This is a genomic window from Bacillus sp. Leaf49, from assembly GCF_001426125.1.
GTDB classification, from domain to species: domain Bacteria; phylum Bacillota; class Bacilli; order Bacillales; family Bacillaceae; genus Bacillus; species Bacillus altitudinis.
In genome coordinates this window covers 201473-217739 of record NZ_LMRK01000021.1, presented here as the reverse complement: position 1 = coordinate 217739, position 16267 = coordinate 201473, and the positions used below count along the sequence as shown (strand labels likewise).

The window sequence follows — 16267 nt, the reverse complement described above, 5'->3', positions numbered from 1 at the left end:
AGCAAAAAATCTTTTTTGTATAGGTTTTCAACACAAATGAATTTATGTATCTCTAATCAACATTTTTTAAAAAGTGTCTAAAGGAGGGGCCCATGATCAAAAAAGAGGATCGCCGTGTTGAGCGAACAAAAGAAACACTTCGTCAAACATTCAAAATACTAGTAAAAGAAAAAGGATATTCGCATGTAAAAGTGAAGGATATTGTGGAAAAGGCAAACTATAATCGGACGACATTTTATGTGCATTATGAAAGTAAAGATGAATTAGCAGCAGATGTTATTCACCGGGAAATGGTCAATTTCGAATATGAATTTTGTAAGCCGACTCGTGAAAATCCACTGTTGGATTTAACTCGCATGAAACCAGAGGGCACCGATGTATTTCAATATATCGTCGAAAATCGCGACTATTATGATTTATTAGTGATGGAAGACCGAATTCCCCACATACAAGAACAATTGCTTAAGAAAATACAATATATTTTCCAAAATAGAATGTCATTTGTGAGTGATCAGTATGCAGAAATCAACGACAGTTATTTTGTCCAGTATCGTTCATACGGGATCTTTGGTTTTATCATTGAATGGATCAGAAATGACTACAATGCATCTCCCTCAGAAATGGCACGCCGCATTATCAATTTATTATATATTCAGTCCTCACTTATGATTCAGTTGAAAGACGAAGAAGTGATTATGAAAAGGTGATGTCAGATAAATTTGATATATGTTGAATGATATTAATAGAAATAAGTGCATCCTGAATTTACGATGGGGCACAATGATAAAAATTAAATTTTATTACAAATATGTCGATAAAAGGAGGGGAATTTAAGAGATGGAGGAAAGAAAAGATGAAAAAAGGATTATTTTTAGTGTTTTTAGCCATTTTTATGATGGTCACAATTCATCCGTTAAATGCTCATGCAGCTGAGACAAATGGTTGGACGAAGCGAGCGGACTTACCGGAAGAACGTATCGGAGCAAGTGTAGGTGTAGTTGACGGAAAAATATATGTATTCGGTGGAGCTAGCCAGCAGTCTAAGTTCAATGATTCAACATATATGTATGATCCTAAAACTGATTCGTGGACAGAAAAATCAGCTATGCCAAGGTCAAGAACAGGTGCTGCTTATGCGACAGTAGATAAAAAAATCTATGTCATTGGCGGTCTCTATGAAACGACTAAAACAGTTCATAGAACTATGGATGTTTATGATACAGAACTTGACCAATGGACAGAAGAACCGATTAAGATGCCTGATAAATTTATATATACATCCTATACAACAGGTGCCTTACGAGCTGTTACAGTTGGAGAAAAGATTTATATCGTATCCTCTTTATCATCCTATAAAGAAAATTTTTATTCCTATGATACGGTAAGTGGAGAGTGGGAATCTTTAGATAGTTCCCTATTAGTGAATCACCAAGGTAGAAGTATTTCAGAAATAAATGGGAAAATATATATTGCTGGTGGTGAGGCTAATGTTAGCCGAGGGAAAGATAAAGACATTTTAGAATATGATAGGTCGCTAGGGAAGTGGCAACGCTTAAAGGATGTTCAATTAAATTCTTTTGCCTATGAAGCTGCATTTGCGACATATAATCATAAACTATTTATCATTGGTGGACAGCAAATTGGAGATAGATCTAGCAAATTATTAAAACAAGTTCAAATATTTGATCCAAAAACTAGTCAAGTTAAAGATTCTTTATATGAAATCCCTGAAGGTAGAGTTGGATCTGTGGCAGTTATTGCTGATGATCAATTATATGTTATTGGTGGAAGAGACTATGCTGAATCAATTGGTAGTCATTCTGTCAAAAACAATTTTAAATCTGTTATCTCTATTCCATTAAAAGATCTGCAAAAAGTGTCAACGGATCAGGAGGAAACAAAACCAGATGATGGTACAACCGAAGAGCCGAAAGATCAGGATGGGACAAATCCAGGTGATAGTACAACCGAAGAGCCGAAAGATCAGGATGGGACAAAGCCAGGTGATGGAACAACAGAAGAACCAAAGGATCAAGACGGAACAAAGCCAGGTGATGGAACAACAGAAGAACCAAAGGATCAAGACGGAACAAAGCCAGGAGAAGAAACTGCGAAAGGTATACTTTCCATTACCATGATCAATGGGTTACAAAAGGATTACCTGCTCTCAATGAAAGAAATCAACGATTTTCTTAATTGGTATAAAGAAAGAAGCTTTGGAATCGGAATGAATTTTTATGAGATCAATGATGAACACAATAAAGGACCTTTCACAAGTAAGAAGGATTACGTGGTGTACCAAAATATTTTAATGTTTGATATCAAGCAATATTGATAAAATGAAAGCTGCTGATAATAGATTAGCAGCTTTTTATATTTTGTATTATTGTTAAAATTAGGATGAACATCATAAAAAAATAAGATATTTTTTTAAAAATCTGCTAAACATCCCATAACCACGTCCGATAATAGAATTGTCAGGGTTGATAAGCCCTAGAATAAAGGACTTTTTTCAGACAAGGACGTCTGTCAGGTCCCACATACATGGAGGTAATAGGAAATGAGAATTAACCACAATATCGCAGCACTTAACACATTAAACCGTTTGTCTGCAAACAACGGTGCGAGCCAAAAGAACATGGAGAAACTTTCTTCTGGTCTTAAAATCAACCGTGCAGGAGATGACGCAGCAGGTCTTGCAATCTCTGAAAAAATGCGTGGACAAATCCGCGGATTAGAAATGGCTTCTAAAAACGCACAAGACCTTGCTGATTAAAATTGGCCATAATCGANACTTTCTTCTGGTCTTAAAATCAACCGTGCAGGAGATGACGCAGCAGGTCTTGCAATCTCTGAAAAAATGCGTGGACAAATCCGCGGATTAGAAATGGCTTCTAAAAACGCACAAGACGGTATCTCTCTTATCCAAACAGCTGAAGGTGCATTAACTGAAACTCATGCAATCCTTCAACGTATGCGTGAACTAACTGTTCAAGCAGGTAACACAGGTACTCAACAAACTGAAGATTTAACTGCTATTAAAGAGGAAATGGATGCGCTTATCGAAGAAATCGATGGAATTGGTGACCGTACTCAATTTAATGGTAAAAAGTTATTAGATGGTACTGGAGGAACATTTACTTTCCAAATCGGTGCTAACAAAGGTCAGTCTTTAGGAATCACAATTGACAGCATGAAATCCGCTGATTTAGGAACTACTGTAGCAATTAGTGCTATTGATGTAACTGATTTTGCTACTACATCTTTTGATAATCAACTTGATGGAATTGATGAAGCAATTACAGCTGTTTCTGCACAACGTTCTAAACTTGGAGCAGTCCAAAACCGTCTAGAGCACACAATCAACAACCTTGGTGCTTCTGGTGAAAACTTAACAGCTGCTGAGTCTCGTATCCGTGACGTTGACATGGCGAAAGAAATGAGTGAGTTCACTAAGAACAACATTCTTTCTCAAGCTTCTCAAGCAATGCTTGCACAAGCGAACCAACAGCCACAAAACGTACTTCAATTACTACGTTAATGAAAGGCCCCTTGATGGGGCTTTTTTTAATGCTGTTTTTTCTTCGTTTTTTCTCCTTAATTATGATTCTTAAATCCCTCTGATAAATCATGAAAAATGACCTTTAAATTTGGCATACTCTAGCGAAACAATCATAATGAATAAGACTTTTTCCTTATTTATTCCTTTTTTGTTAAACATATTCCATTAAAGTTCGATAAATGGATTGTAAGGCTTACAAAAAAATTCTAATTTAGAACTTTTGGACATGGATGTCTAATTGGTTCAAACACATGGAGGTCATTTAATATGAGAATTAACCACAATATCGCAGCACTTAACACACTGAACCGTTTGTCTGCAAATAATGGAGCAGGGCAAAAGAACATGGAGAAGCTTTCTTCTGGTCTTCGTATCAACCGTGCAGGAGATGACGCAGCAGGTCTTGCGATTTCTGAAAAAATGCGTGGACAAATCCGGGGGTTAGAAATGGCGTCTAAAAACGCACAAGATGGTATTTCCCTTATTCAAACAGCTGAAGGTGCATTAACTGAAACACATGCGATTCTTCAACGTATGCGTGAGTTGACAGTTCAAGCGGGTAACGTAGGTACACAGCAGACTGAGGATTTAACGGCGATTCAAGATGAGATTAAAGCACTTGTTGAAGAGATTGATGGTATCTCAAGCCGCACAGCATTTAACGGAAAGAACCTTTTAAATGGAGATGTTACAGACGGATTCCAATTCCAAATTGGTGCGAACAAGGAACAACATATTATTGTTGAAATTGGTAAAATGGATGCAGAAACATTAACAGTTAAAGATATTGATGTAAGTGTTGATGGCTTCAATTTCGATACTGAAATTGAAAAAATTGATGCGGCAATCGGCGCTGTATCTAAACAACGTTCATCACTTGGTGCGGTCCAAAACCGTCTAGAGCACACTATTAACAACCTTGGTGCTTCTGCTGAAAACTTAACAGCTGCTGAGTCTCGTATTCGTGACGTTGATATGGCGAAAGAAATGAGTGAGTTCACAAAGAACAACATTCTTTCTCAAGCGTCTCAAGCAATGCTTGCACAAGCAAACCAACAGCCACAAAACGTACTTCAATTATTACGTTAATTAAAAGCCCCCGTTGAGGGGCTTTTTTATGTTGATTTTAGCAACAGATGTAATTGAAAGTCAGGAACAGCTTCGTAGAAGAAAGCTCGATTTAATTCATCATTCTTTTGATCCCACCTCTGCCACCAGTGGCTGACATCACCAGTGAAGTCAGCTTGGATCATGTCTTGCAGCTGCTCTAGGTTGATGATGTTTCTCGGTTCTATTAAGAATGAATGCATACGATGATATGCCTCAAGGTATTTAGTTTGTTTTGTTTGAACGGCATATTGTACATAATAATTTAAAAATTCTTGTACAAATGTCAGATGGGGAATGGGGGTTCCTTTTAACTCGACGCCTTCCCATGCCATATCCGCAATTGCACAAAGCCACCAGCCAAGTTCATTGGCGTGCTGCATTTGTTGTAAGGTATGCCGTTCAAAAGAAATAAGCTCATCATCTTGTGCTTGTTTGAGCATACGCTCAAGTGTCTGTGCCTCAAGAGCGGCTTTTGTCATTCCCTGACCATGTATTGGATCTAATGTGCATAAGGCATCACCCATGACCAATAAGCCGCTTGGCCAATCTTCCATTTGTTCATAGTGGTTTCTGACACAAGCCGGAACTCTAAATCCTTTTGGTTTCGTATAGGGAATTAAATGAGTGATGGCTTCTGCTATCGAGGGATTGGTCAGCCTAGCGGTCTCTACATCAAACTGATCAGCGTCCGTTGTTGGATAATGAGAGCCGCCAGCTGCTGAGAGAAGAACCGCTACTAAATCATGATCTACTCGTTCAAACAGTCCTGTTGGAATTTTCTTATTTGGCTGTCCAACGATGACCATTGGTTCCAGATTCGGTGCCTCAGGTGGTATTTGGTAGTATCTTGTGCTATAGCCAAGAGACACGATTAGCTCATCTGTCTGCGGCAAGGTTCGCCCTGCGCTTTTCAGCCATTTTGGCAATTTAGACATTCTTCCAGACGTATCAATGACTAAGTCCGCACTTATTTTGTTGATGATTCCAGGCTTTATCCTCCGATCTTTGACCTGTAATCCACTCACTTGAGTCGTTTCTTCTTCAAAAAGAAGAGCCATCGCTTCATGTTTTTCTAAAAATTGAACACGTTCCTCACGTAACATTCTTTGCATCAGCACCCACTCTAGTACGGCGCGTCGTGTGACAGCTGTTTCTTCAGTATCCGTGAGTACTAACTCGCCATCTTTTGTCAAAAATCGAGATGTCTGATGCCATGTGTTGTACCCGCCCATTTCGAGTAATTCTTTTGTATAACCAGGAAATAGACGTTCTACTATTTGTTTGCCTAGTGGCAGCATTCTATGTGGATGAAAAGCTTGAGGCGTGCCAAGACGATTCTCAGGAGAGTCTGGCAATTCGTCCTTTTCAATAATCAATACTTCAAGGTAAAAACTTGATAAAACCTTTGCAGCGAGCATTCCCGTTATTCCGCCTCCGATGACGATCGCCCGCTCATACTTCATGGGTTGTGTCACAACATGCGCCTCCAGTGAATATATAAAATGGTTACATGACCATTTCATCATATGTTGATTTTCTAAGTATAGCAAATTCTTGTTTTTTTGAATATAGAAAGGAATTGGCATACTTTTTACTCGTAAATATGAAAAAAACTTCAATCTTGATCATTATTTTTAAAAAATAATGATCAAATTTAAGAGGAATGACCGATAAATATATTAAGGGGGTAGAGAGAATGGATATACTACAGAGTATTGTAACCGCAGCACCTTATATGATGAAGATTTTAAAAGATGAAGTGACGATGGGTGTCATTGATCGAGAAAAATTCTTGCTGTATTTGCCATCAAAAGATGTGGATTTTCAAATACGGACAGGAGATCCCATTAAACCAGATGATCAGAATATGAAAAATGCGCTTAGAGGAGAAACATCAAGTACATTCGTACCTGAATCGGTGTATGGGACGCCTTTAAATGCAATGGGATTGCCGATTTTCGATGAAAATCATCAAGTCATTGGTGCAATCGCTTTAGGTTTTCCGCTTAAAAATCAAATAGAACTCGAGGCGTATATGGAGTCATTGAACGACATCATTCAAAGTATTCAAGAAAAAGTACATGTGGTGGCGGCTCATTCAGAAGAGCTCTCTGCGACAAGTGAGGAAATGACATTCCAAACACAGCAAACACTTGAAAGCTCGAAAAAAACTTCAGATATTACTAAAATGATCAAAGGTATCTCTAAACAAACGAGTTTGCTAGGATTGAATGCTTCAATTGAAGCGGCCAGGGCAGGAAAAGAGGGAGCGGGTTTTAGTGTGGTAGCGAGCGAGGTTCAAAAGCTCTCAAGCGAAACCTCACGTGCAACGGAAAATATAGAAAGCTCATTGCAAGGGATTTCCTCTAATATACATACATTACTTGAGAGTAAGGGCCATATGAAAGGGTCATCTTCAGAACAAGCCCAACTTGTGATGGAGTTTAGTGAAATTGTAGACCGGTTGACGATGGTTAGTAAAGAAATGAAAGAATTTATGCAAAAGGCGATGTTAACGTAAAAAACGAATCCAAAAAGGGTTCGTTTTTTTGCTGGCTCGTTATTTTCTGTTTTTCTGATCAAAGCGATAATCGTATGTTTCACCTTTGACCACATTTAAAAACTCATGTCCAATTTGAACGAGCTGTGCATTTTCCCATTTAATCAGAGGATCTTTATCAGGGTACTTCCAGTAGATTGTTTTCTTGTGATGGGTGAGTTTGTTTTCAATTTCTGCTCTGACCGCATTCTCTTTTAGCTTTCCTCCGCTATGTCGATATGTGTTAATGGTATAGGTTCCATCAGGTGATGATATCGAGCGGATGAATGTTCCGTGAGACACGCCTTGAAGAGAGAAGCATTTCCAGTAAATAATTCCGGCGAAGCTAAGACATAAGATGGCAAGGATGATGGTGGTTTTCTTTTTAAACATGAATTCCTCCAGGTGTAGATCGCAATATTCTAATATATGAGAGAGATGACAAAAAGATTCATATAGTCCAAAAGTTCTATTCATTTCAATTATCGGTCATTTTTTCTCAACATTCAACAGTTAGCCCGTAAAGATAAGGAAAATTTAAGGATGCATTCAGATCACACTGGTCATTCGAAAACACTTTACAAAAGAATTTGCGATCAGTAGACTTATGCTCATATAGAGAAATGGGGCAGATGGAATGAATCAAATCATAGATACGTATCAAAATTATGAAGAGCTTTCCGCTCATGAAAGAAAAGGGATCGACTATCAAATTCTTCATCAGCGGAAAGGGGATCAGCTTGTCGTCCTGTCACCTCATGCGGGCGGAATTGAATCTGGCGTGAGCGAGCTGATCCATGAAGTAGCAACCGATTATTCTATGTATTTATTCGAGGGCCTTAAAGTGAAAGGCAATCATGTTCTTCACATTACGAGCACACGTTTTGATGAGCCGATTTGTCTTTCTCAAGTGCATACACATCATTATACGTTTGCACTGCACGGCTATGGAGAAACAGACGTCCTACAAACTTTAGTTGGCGGTACCGACAGGGAAAAAGCTGCTGAAACAGTGAAGTGTCTCACACAAAATGGCTTTCATGCCTTACTTTTATCTGAATCGGATCAATTTGCTGGAACACATCCTCAAAATATTAATAATCAGTGCCTCACAGGAAAAAGTGTTCAAATTGAAATTAGCCAAGCTCAGAGAAGAGCTTTCTTTCAAGACTTTAGGCGGAGCCGTAGGCGTGATACACAAACCGAACAATTTTATCAATACACAAATGCGCTGAAACAAGTGTTAAGTCTTTATGAATAAACTTCTGACGTCACGTGTGCTGACGCTTTTGTTTGATATGTAGCTTCATTTTCTGCGACCTTGCTGGCTCTCATTAAATAAGAAGTAAATTCTTTTTGAAATTGAATGCCGACTCTTCGCTGTTCAAATAGAGCAAGCCGTTTTTCAGCAAAAGCCCGAGTGACATGAAATGTTTGAGCAATATGCAAAATGGCTTGCTGCCTAAGGTTTGGGAGCGTCATTTGCAGCAGCATAAAAGTCGGAACACAAAAGTGATACATGAATTGTTTTGCTTGAAACTCTTGCAGTTCTCGAAAGAGCTTGTGCATGTTAAAGTGGTTGCCTGTATGCTTCAGCACATGACAAAGCTCGTGGGCGAAATCCTGCCACTGTTCTTCTGACGATAAGGCTCTGTTTAAAATAATACTGTAAAGACCTTGATGTTTGATCATCATGCTGCCAGTATCCTCGTAGTGTACCCATACATGAAATTCAGCTGCGATCCTATGCATGTCTACATAAGCAGGACCACTTATTTGCAGTTGAGTGTATAACCGTTTAATATCTTCTTCTAAATGGGTTAAAAAATAAGTCATGTCAAAACCTCCATACAAACGTATGTTCTATTTTTGCCGTAAAAGAAAAGTCCATATAGGACTAAATGGCTAATAAAGCTATCGCTTACTTTTTATATCGGCTTGTTTTTAACAATTTTAACATAAAATCAAAGAAAATTGGAAGTTTTTCCTGTTTTTTATTCTATTTTTTTATTTTTTACAAAGATAAAACGGCGATTGAATTCAAATTTTACCATATTCTTATGACGAAAACAAACAAATTTGTCTTACGTTTGCCACCGATTGATGAGCAAGATCAAACATCAATTCAGCAAAAAGGAGTGCAAAACATGGTACAAATTTATCAAGATTTTATTCCAGTTGGAAACGGAAATCGGCCAGGATATGCTATGACGCCGCTTTATGTAACTGTGCATAACACAGCCAATACATCTAAGGGAGCTGACGCAAAAAGTCATGCGGCATATGTCAAACGCTCAACAACAGAGGTAAGCTGGCACTTCACAGTGGATGACAGAGAAATTTTTCAGCATCTCCCTTTAAATGAAAATGGGTGGCATGCTGGGGATGGACATGGAGATGGCAACCGAAAATCGATTGGCATTGAAATTTGTGAAAACGAAGATGGAAACTTTCAACAAGCTGTCAAACATGCCCAGTGGCTTATTCAAAAGCTTTTAAAAGAACATGGCATTCCATTAGCAAATGTGGTGACGCATCAGCATTGGTCAGGAAAAACATGTCCACGTCTGCTGCTAGCTACATGGGATGAATTTAAAAGAGGAATTGAGACTGCAGGTGATCCGGAAACGGTGATCACATATGTGGTGAAAAGCGGGGATACGCTAACGAGTATTGCCAAAGCCCATGGTGTCACAGTGAGTGATTTACAGACATGGAATCAGATTAGTGACCCGAACATGATTCGAGTTGGACAAGTTCTCAAGATTTATCATGCAGAAGAAAAGCTCAGTTATGAACTGCCGGATGGGGTGTTAAAGGTGACATCACCTCTGACAAAAGGGGAGCATGTACGTCTCGTCCAAAAAGCGCTTGCTGCTGTGTATTTTTATCCTGACAAAACAGCTGCAGATAAGGGCATTGATGGCGTTTATGGGGAAAAAACAGCCAATGCCGTCGCGCGATTTCAACTGATGAATGGTCTAACAAGTGATGGAGTATACGGTCCTAAAACAAAAGTGAAGTTGCTTCAACTATTAAATCAGTGAGTCTTTCTTTTTGGCCGCTTGAATGACGGCTTCACTTTTTTCGTGTAATCGGCAGATATAAGGGGATGGCTTAAATTCAGCAAACTGAACATACCTCAATTGTTTAAGTTTCTTTTTCATATTGGCACCTCAATCGTTGCAGCAGTTGGTTTTATTGTATGCAAGTAGATGTGAAAACGGAAGTAGGACGCGGATGATGTTCCGCGTCCTTTAGTGTAATCAAGCTTTTTTATTTTTATACTCATCTAGGAGCTGTTCATTCTTTTTGAAAATACGCTCCGTATGGGGACTTACTTTGTAATCAGCCATACTAATATGGCGCTTTTTCTTTAAAATCTTAAATGGGTTTTTCTTGCGATTGTTATTATCCCCTTGAAGTGCGTGTTCCATCTTCATCACCTTCCTCTTCGTCAGGCAAGATTAGGTCATAAATCGTTGTAAGTGAAGTCATTAATAAATAGTCGAATTCAGTGACAATATCCTCAGAGGTCAGCTTAATCACAAAGTGTGCATCCGCTACTGAAAACGGGATGAGAACCAATTTGCCGAAATCATCGTAATACACTTCCTGCCTGTCAAGCTTTGCTTGAATGAGCGCTCTCTGGTCAAGTGTCCGCAGCAAGTCATCTTTTTGCTCCTGCGTATCATAAGGACAAAGAGCGGCTTGAATATTCATTTTTTCTGCAAAAGAATAAATCAGTCGTTCAATTCCCTCTATATAAGCTTCTATACTTCCATAATATACATGGATCGGTTCGTTTTTCAATAGGTATTGGTACGTTTTTAGTTTATTGAGGTAAGAATGAAGCAGGTCGTTATTTTGTTCTAGGAGTTGATGGGTGTCGGTTTCAAGTTCATGATTTCCGAGTTTTTTAATATAGGAGCTGAGGAAAATAAAGGCATCAGTTAATGCGAAAAAAACAGCAATAATCAGGTAGTGCATCCAATCGGTGAAGATTGAAGCAGGGTCATTTGTCCAGTACACAACAGCACCCGCTACATAAATCCAATACCACGTTTTACGAATCGCAAACATCTTTTCTTTTACTTTTTGTTCAAAGCGCCATACCGCAAATACATATACAGCAAGAGCACCTAGCAATAACCAAACAGTCAATTGAAAAAATAATAGCATGTTCTTCTCTCCCATAGACAGATGGATACTTATTTATTTCTATGGATATGATTGGAAACCCTGCTTCATGAAAAAATGGCTTGCAGGAAAAGAGCATTTGAGGATGCAAACAAATAAAAAAAGACCTGTTAGACAGGTCTCAGCGTGTAGACAAACCCTCGCATTCTTTGTCAGTCCTGCGCGCTGGTACTCACGAATGACAAATTCGCTCCGTGCCAGTACTCGTCCTTCCTAGACTGCAAAGGTTTTCTATCACACTGAAAAGAAGACAAAGGGCTAAAATAAAGTTCATTTTAGCCCTTTGTCAACTATCTGAAAAGACCTGTTAGACAGGTCTTTGATATTAGAGAATCGCATTTAACACAAAGTATATAAGTGCCCCTAGAGTTCCCGAAATCGGTAATGTGATCACCCAAGTGACAAGCATACGTTTTGCCGTACCCCAGTTGACTCCTTTTACTCTATGTGCAGATCCTACACCTAGAATAGAAGATGAGATCACGTGAGTGGTACTAACCGGTAAGTGAATAAATGTTGCACCGAAGATAATAGCTGCACCCGTTAAGTCTGCAGATACTCCGTTTACTGGACGAATCTTCATGATTTTACCGCCGACTGTTTTAATAATCTTCCAGCCGCCAATAGACGTACCTAGTCCCATTGCAAGCGCACAAGAGAATTGTACCCAGAAAGGAATGTCGTCTGTTGTATGCAAATTACCTGCAATTAAAGCCATCGTAATAATTCCCATCGCTTTTTGCGCATCGTTTGTTCCGTGGGTATACGATTGCAGTGCAGCCGTTAAAATTTGAACACGTCGGAATTGTTTATTTGTTTTTGCGAGATTGTTATTTCGGAATATAATTTTGATAATGGTATACACGATATATCCTAAAACAAAAGCCAGGATAGGTGAAAGCAAAAGTGCTTGAATGATTTTAATGAATCCCGAATAGTTTAAAGCGCCAAAACCAGCAGAGGCAATAACAGCTCCTGCAATTGATCCGATCAGTGCGTGTGAAGAACTACTCGGAATCCCGTAATACCAAGTAAGCAAGTTCCAAGTTATCGCTGCAATTAAAGCAGCCAAAATGACGACTGATCCGTTTTGAAGTGTAAAAGGATCTGCGATGTCTTTTGTAATGGACTTTGCCACACCTGTAAATGTCATTGCTCCTAAGAAGTTCATAAACGCTGCCATAATAATAGCATGTCTAGGCTTTAACGCCTTTGTTGAAACAGAAGTAGCAATGGCATTTGCTGTATCGTGGAATCCGTTAATGAAATCAAAAGCAAGTGCACAAATGACAATAAGTATGGTAAGGATGAGTAATGTATCCATGTTTAACTAACCCCGTTACGCATTCTTCATAATGATTGTTTCTAGATTGTTGGCAACACTTTGACAGGAATCTGCGATTTCTTCAAGTGTTTCGTAAATTTCTTTGTATTGAATGACCTTAATTGGATCTGTTTCTTTTCCAAACAAGTTCTTTAGTGATTTGCGGTGAAGATTGTCACAATTATGCTCAATCTCTTTAATTTTGATTGCGTGCGGATGAATATCTTTCAAGCGATTATCAGCCAGTAATTCAATAGTCGTTAAAATTTCTTTCGCACATTCTCTGATGTAGTGGCTGAATTTGTCGATATGTTCGTCAGAGCTTGTAATTGAATAAATTTCTAAAGTTGCTGAAAAATGCTCAATGCCGTCTAAAACATCGTCGAGGCTATTCGTCAATTGAAGAATGTCTTCACGTTCAATCGGTGTAATAAAGGCTTTATTCAGCTCTTTAATCATGGTATGAACATGATTATCACCTTTTGTCTCATATTCCTTCAATGTGTCAGAAAATTCTTTCAGAGTGGTTTGATTTGTTACTTTATAGCTAACAAAATACTCAGCAGTTTCATCTAAATTTTTAGCAATTTCCGTTAACAAGACGGAAAACTTGTCTTTTTTCCTTTTTAACATGTAAAAACCCTCCATTGTATAAATGAGACAATGCACACATCAAATAATTATATATTCTTTTGTCGAAAAAAAACAGGTGTAGTCGAAAATTTCTTCACTTTTTCTATTTGATCTTATTCTGACCTAAAGATGTGATCTCAACTCACCTTTTTCAGAAAGGGGAAAAGAAAGCAAAAAAGCGGACCATTTTTGGCACCGCTTAAAAGTTAAGAAGCTGAATAAACAAGCTTAAACCGCTCACAAACAAGAAGCATATCTTCCTTAAATGTTAATCCGTACGGCTTAAGGGCTTCTGTGAAAAATTCTTCATGTTCTTTGTACCAATAGTCATATGAAAGATCGCCTTCACCTTCTGCTTTTGCAAATGATTCAGGAACCTCATTCATTGGCATGATATCTACTTGTGTGATCTCTATGATGGCTTTTGGTTCCTCCTGGCTGTCCAAAATGACCGCATATTGACCGGGTTTTGGAAGAGGCTCTTGTTCTTTTTCGTAAAAAAGGTATCCAGAACAAGTGGCTGTTTTTTTTCCTTGTTGTACAAGGTCAAGCAAGTGATCTGGATCTGCGCCAAATGCCCAAGCAGAAACAGAGGCGTGATCAGGAGTTTTTTCTGATTTTTCTTCCCAATAAGATTCCCAAAATAAAGTGCTTTTGTGGTTCATCCTTTTTCCCCCTTTGTTATGAGTTTATTATATCGTGAAGTTTCCTACTTGGAAATCGTATGTCTTTATTACTACGAACTGTGCATGTCATATGTTTTGAAAACATGCGTTTTGTTTGGCAGATATAGGATGATAGAATGAAAAATTTTGAAATTTTAGAATAATCTATTGTATTCTGGTCAAGAAGTCGGTAAGGTCAAAGTAAGAATATGGAAGGGGTGTTGTTCATGAAACGCATTTCTCTAACTGTTTTGTCCATATGTCTGTTTGTTTTCTCGTTTTTCCTGCCGGTCAGCCAAGTCACTGCAAACGAAACTCATGGGAATAAAGTAGCTGTTGGCAAAGATGGGATGGTGGCTACTGCACATCCGCTTGCATCGGAGATTGGTGCTGACGTATTGAAAAAAGGTGGGAACGCAGTGGATGCTGCTGTTGCCATTCAGTACGCACTTAATGTAACAGAGCCAATGATGTCTGGAATTGGCGGCGGCGGATTTATGATGGTTTATGATGGGAAGACAAAGGAAACATCCATCATCAATAGCAGAGAGCGAGCACCACAGGGCGCAACACCTGACATGTTTTTAACAGATGATGGAAAAGTGATTCCGTTTGCTGAGCGATCTACACATGGAAATGCGGTAGGTGTTCCAGGGACTGTAAAAGGTCTTGAAGCTGCATTAGATAAGTGGGGTACTCGTTCTATGAAGGAATTGATTGAGCCCTCCATTCAACTTGCAGAAGATGGTTTTGAAATTGATTCTGTCTTGGCAAAAGCGATTGATGATCATCAAGCAAAATTGAAAAAAACGGCCGCAGCGCCAATTTTTCTTCCAAATGATCAGCCGCTCGAAGAAGGAGATCTGCTTGTCCAGCCAGGTCTTGCAAAAACATTTAAACTTATTGCGAAAAAAGGAAGCAAAGCGTTTTATGAAGGAAAAGTAGCAAAGGCACTTGCAAATACAGTTCAAGATTTTGGCGGGACGATGACTTCAAAAGATATCAAACGTTATGAAGTCAAGACTGACAAGCCAATCTGGGGAGACTATAAAGGATATCAGCTTGCAAGCATGCCACCACCAAGCTCAGGCGGGGTGTTTATGCTACAAATTCTCAAAATACTTGACCATTTTAACCTGTCTCAGTATGACCCCAAATCATTCGAAAAATATCAGCTTCTTGCTGAAACGATGCACCTCTCCTATGCTGACCGAGCCGCATATGCCGGCGACCCCGAATTCGTAGATGTTCCACTAAAAGGACTATTAGACGATGATTACATTTCAGAAAGAGCCTCTCTCATTCAATTAGATCAAATGAATCGCAGCCCGAAAGAAGGAGATCCTTGGGCATATGAGGATGAAAAAAATCCATCCCCAATTGTTCCTCAGCCAGAAGATAAAACCATTGGTGAGACGACCCATTTTACTGTTGCAGATCAGTGGGGAAATGTTGTGTCATTCACCACTACCATTGAACAATTATTTGGTACAGGGATTCTTGTTCCAGAGTATGGATTTTTCTTAAATAATGAACTAACTGATTTTGATGCACGACCTGGCGGTGCAAATGAAGTCCAGCCAAATAAACGTCCATTATCAAGTATGACCCCGACGATCATTTTTAAAGATGGAGAGCCTGTCATGACTGTTGGATCTCCTGGTGGAACGACGATCATTGCTTCTGTTTCACAGACGATTCTCAATTTACTTGAATATGACATGGAGCTTCAGGATGCGGTAGAAGAGCCAAGAATCTACACAAACAGCTTAACTTCGTATCGTTATGAAGTAGGTGTCCCTCTAGATGTAAGAACAAAGTTAAATGATATGGGTCACCAGTTTGGCAGTTCACCTATTGATATAGGGAATGTGCAAGCTTTACTGATTGATCGAAAAGCAGGGACATTTACTGGAGTAGCTGATTCAACGAGAAATGGAACTGCTGTTGGTGTCAATCTAAAGGTAGCTGCAGATCAATAGCATTTCCCGGGAAAAGAAGCGCCTCATCAGGAAGGCGTTTCTTTTTTTCATTAAAATAAAAACACAGTTGACACCTGTGAATAGTTTGAATAATATATAGACTAACATCAATCATACATAGCTGATCGGACAACCGAAGGCTCTTGGCATTGACGTACAGGACTTTTTTGTACTTCAATCGCTGAGGGCCTTTTTTGCGTATAGAACTGAAAACGGCAAGGTTGGTGTCACTATTCAATGTGAAAGGGAGCG

The 16267-nt window shown here is 38.9% G+C and carries 18 protein-coding genes; 9 read left to right on the top strand and 9 right to left on the bottom strand.

The window, feature by feature from the left end:
• The first annotated feature begins 92 nt into the window (after positions 1–92).
• The 5 genes from ASG46_RS14225 to hag (ASG46_RS14210) all read left to right on the top strand — a co-directional run bounded on the left by ASG46_RS14225 (position 93) and on the right by hag (ASG46_RS14210) (position 4651).
• The gene (locus ASG46_RS14225) at positions 93–707 is read left to right on the top strand and encodes a TetR/AcrR family transcriptional regulator (RefSeq protein ID WP_056704900.1); all 615 of its coding nucleotides are present in this window, start codon (positions 93–95) and stop codon (positions 705–707) included.
• Between the two features lie 146 nt (positions 708–853).
• Positions 854–2335 (top strand): Kelch repeat-containing protein, encoded by a 1482-nt coding sequence (locus ASG46_RS14220; protein ID WP_056704898.1) that lies wholly within the window; start codon positions 854–856, stop codon positions 2333–2335.
• Between the two features lie 225 nt (positions 2336–2560).
• Entirely contained in the window at positions 2561–2776 is a 216-nt protein-coding gene (locus ASG46_RS20650; protein WP_082515494.1) for a flagellin N-terminal helical domain-containing protein, read from the top strand.
• Positions 2777–2793: 17 nt separating this feature from the next.
• Positions 2794–3541, top strand: a 748-nt coding sequence (gene hag / locus ASG46_RS14215) for a flagellin Hag (protein ID WP_156376673.1), incomplete at its 5' end; no start/stop codon positions are given.
• 288 nt (positions 3542–3829) lie between these two features.
• On the top strand, positions 3830–4651 hold the full coding sequence (hag, locus tag ASG46_RS14210; RefSeq protein WP_008346306.1) for a flagellin Hag: 822 nt from the start codon (positions 3830–3832) through the stop codon (positions 4649–4651).
• 26 nt (positions 4652–4677) lie between these two features.
• Here the strand turns inward: hag (ASG46_RS14210) and ASG46_RS14205 are convergent, their stop codons facing one another.
• Positions 4678–6147 carry an NAD(P)/FAD-dependent oxidoreductase gene (locus ASG46_RS14205; RefSeq protein WP_056704896.1) on the bottom strand — a complete coding sequence of 490 codons (1470 nt, stop codon included), beginning with the start codon at positions 6145–6147 and terminating at the stop codon, positions 4678–4680.
• Between the two features lie 221 nt (positions 6148–6368).
• Between ASG46_RS14205 and ASG46_RS14200 the strand changes: the two genes are divergently transcribed.
• A complete protein-coding gene (locus ASG46_RS14200) occupies positions 6369–7193 on the top strand; it encodes a methyl-accepting chemotaxis protein (protein WP_056704894.1) in 825 nt (274 codons plus the stop codon).
• Positions 7194–7232: 39 nt separating this feature from the next.
• Here the strand turns inward: ASG46_RS14200 and ASG46_RS14195 are convergent, their stop codons facing one another.
• A complete protein-coding gene (locus ASG46_RS14195) occupies positions 7233–7604 on the bottom strand; it encodes a DUF5412 domain-containing protein (RefSeq protein WP_017359605.1) in 372 nt (123 codons plus the stop codon).
• A 244-nt stretch (positions 7605–7848) separates the two neighbouring features.
• Between ASG46_RS14195 and ASG46_RS14190 the strand changes: the two genes are divergently transcribed.
• Positions 7849–8472, top strand: a complete 624-nt coding sequence (locus tag ASG46_RS14190) for a poly-gamma-glutamate hydrolase family protein (RefSeq protein WP_056704890.1) — start codon at positions 7849–7851, stop codon at positions 8470–8472.
• On the opposite strand, the gene ASG46_RS14185 is transcribed toward ASG46_RS14190, so the two are convergent.
• The gene (locus ASG46_RS14185) at positions 8463–9047 is read right to left on the bottom strand and encodes an ImmA/IrrE family metallo-endopeptidase (RefSeq protein ID WP_048001650.1); all 585 of its coding nucleotides are present in this window, start codon (positions 9045–9047) and stop codon (positions 8463–8465) included. The two genes, ASG46_RS14190 and ASG46_RS14185, sit on opposite strands and share 10 nt — an antisense overlap.
• A gap of 311 nt (positions 9048–9358) precedes the next feature.
• Between ASG46_RS14185 and ASG46_RS14180 the strand changes: the two genes are divergently transcribed.
• On the top strand, positions 9359–10258 hold the full coding sequence (locus tag ASG46_RS14180) for an N-acetylmuramoyl-L-alanine amidase (protein WP_035700416.1): 900 nt from the start codon (positions 9359–9361) through the stop codon (positions 10256–10258).
• Here ASG46_RS14180 and ASG46_RS21475 read toward each other — a convergent pair.
• The 6 genes from ASG46_RS21475 to ASG46_RS14155 all read right to left on the bottom strand — a co-directional run bounded on the left by ASG46_RS21475 (position 10247) and on the right by ASG46_RS14155 (position 14033).
• Positions 10247–10378 (bottom strand): hypothetical protein, encoded by a 132-nt coding sequence (locus ASG46_RS21475; protein WP_255201815.1) that lies wholly within the window; start codon positions 10376–10378, stop codon positions 10247–10249. The genes ASG46_RS14180 and ASG46_RS21475 overlap by 12 nt on opposite strands.
• Before the next feature lie 99 nt (positions 10379–10477).
• Positions 10478–10654, bottom strand: coding sequence for a type II toxin-antitoxin system SpoIISB family antitoxin (locus ASG46_RS14175; RefSeq protein WP_008346289.1), 177 nt, complete (start codon positions 10652–10654; stop codon positions 10478–10480).
• Complete coding sequence (locus tag ASG46_RS14170; protein WP_056704888.1) at positions 10623–11393, bottom strand: type II toxin-antitoxin system SpoIISA family toxin; 771 nt, start codon at positions 11391–11393, stop codon at positions 10623–10625. The genes ASG46_RS14175 and ASG46_RS14170 overlap by 32 nt, the downstream gene beginning before the upstream one ends.
• Before the next feature lie 343 nt (positions 11394–11736).
• The gene (locus tag ASG46_RS14165) at positions 11737–12735 is read right to left on the bottom strand and encodes an inorganic phosphate transporter (RefSeq protein ID WP_017359158.1); all 999 of its coding nucleotides are present in this window, start codon (positions 12733–12735) and stop codon (positions 11737–11739) included.
• 15 nt (positions 12736–12750) lie between these two features.
• Positions 12751–13368: a DUF47 domain-containing protein gene (locus tag ASG46_RS14160; RefSeq protein ID WP_017359157.1), complete on the bottom strand. Its 618-nt coding sequence runs from the start codon at positions 13366–13368 to the stop codon at positions 12751–12753.
• A 206-nt stretch (positions 13369–13574) separates the two neighbouring features.
• Positions 13575–14033: an ASCH domain-containing protein gene (locus tag ASG46_RS14155; RefSeq protein ID WP_025207200.1), complete on the bottom strand. Its 459-nt coding sequence runs from the start codon at positions 14031–14033 to the stop codon at positions 13575–13577.
• 227 nt (positions 14034–14260) lie between these two features.
• Between ASG46_RS14155 and ggt the strand changes: the two genes are divergently transcribed.
• Positions 14261–16015, top strand: coding sequence for a gamma-glutamyltransferase (gene ggt, locus ASG46_RS14150; protein ID WP_008346275.1), 1755 nt, complete (start codon positions 14261–14263; stop codon positions 16013–16015).
• Positions 16016–16267 lie beyond the last annotated feature (252 nt).

Coding starts and splice junctions, on each gene's coding strand:
- ASG46_RS14225 (WP_056704900.1), top strand. CDS start 93: ATGATCAAAAAAGAGGATCGCCGTGTTGAGCGAACAAAAGAAACACTT.
- ASG46_RS14220 (WP_056704898.1), top strand. CDS start 854: ATGAAAAAAGGATTATTTTTAGTGTTTTTAGCCATTTTTATGATGGTC.
- ASG46_RS20650 (WP_082515494.1), top strand. CDS start 2,561: ATGAGAATTAACCACAATATCGCAGCACTTAACACATTAAACCGTTTG.
- hag (WP_008346306.1), top strand. CDS start 3,830: ATGAGAATTAACCACAATATCGCAGCACTTAACACACTGAACCGTTTG.
- ASG46_RS14200 (WP_056704894.1), top strand. CDS start 6,369: ATGGATATACTACAGAGTATTGTAACCGCAGCACCTTATATGATGAAG.
- ASG46_RS14195 (WP_017359605.1), bottom strand. CDS start 7,604: ATGTTTAAAAAGAAAACCACCATCATCCTTGCCATCTTATGTCTTAGC.
- ASG46_RS14190 (WP_056704890.1), top strand. CDS start 7,849: ATGAATCAAATCATAGATACGTATCAAAATTATGAAGAGCTTTCCGCT.
- ASG46_RS14185 (WP_048001650.1), bottom strand. CDS start 9,047: ATGACTTATTTTTTAACCCATTTAGAAGAAGATATTAAACGGTTATAC.
- ASG46_RS14180 (WP_035700416.1), top strand. CDS start 9,359: ATGGTACAAATTTATCAAGATTTTATTCCAGTTGGAAACGGAAATCGG.
- ASG46_RS21475 (WP_255201815.1), bottom strand. CDS start 10,378: ATGAAAAAGAAACTTAAACAATTGAGGTATGTTCAGTTTGCTGAATTT.
- ASG46_RS14175 (WP_008346289.1), bottom strand. CDS start 10,654: ATGAAGATGGAACACGCACTTCAAGGGGATAATAACAATCGCAAGAAA.
- ASG46_RS14170 (WP_056704888.1), bottom strand. CDS start 11,393: ATGCTATTATTTTTTCAATTGACTGTTTGGTTATTGCTAGGTGCTCTT.
- ASG46_RS14165 (WP_017359158.1), bottom strand. CDS start 12,735: ATGGATACATTACTCATCCTTACCATACTTATTGTCATTTGTGCACTT.
- ASG46_RS14160 (WP_017359157.1), bottom strand. CDS start 13,368: ATGTTAAAAAGGAAAAAAGACAAGTTTTCCGTCTTGTTAACGGAAATT.
- ASG46_RS14155 (WP_025207200.1), bottom strand. CDS start 14,033: ATGAACCACAAAAGCACTTTATTTTGGGAATCTTATTGGGAAGAAAAA.
- ggt (WP_008346275.1), top strand. CDS start 14,261: ATGAAACGCATTTCTCTAACTGTTTTGTCCATATGTCTGTTTGTTTTC.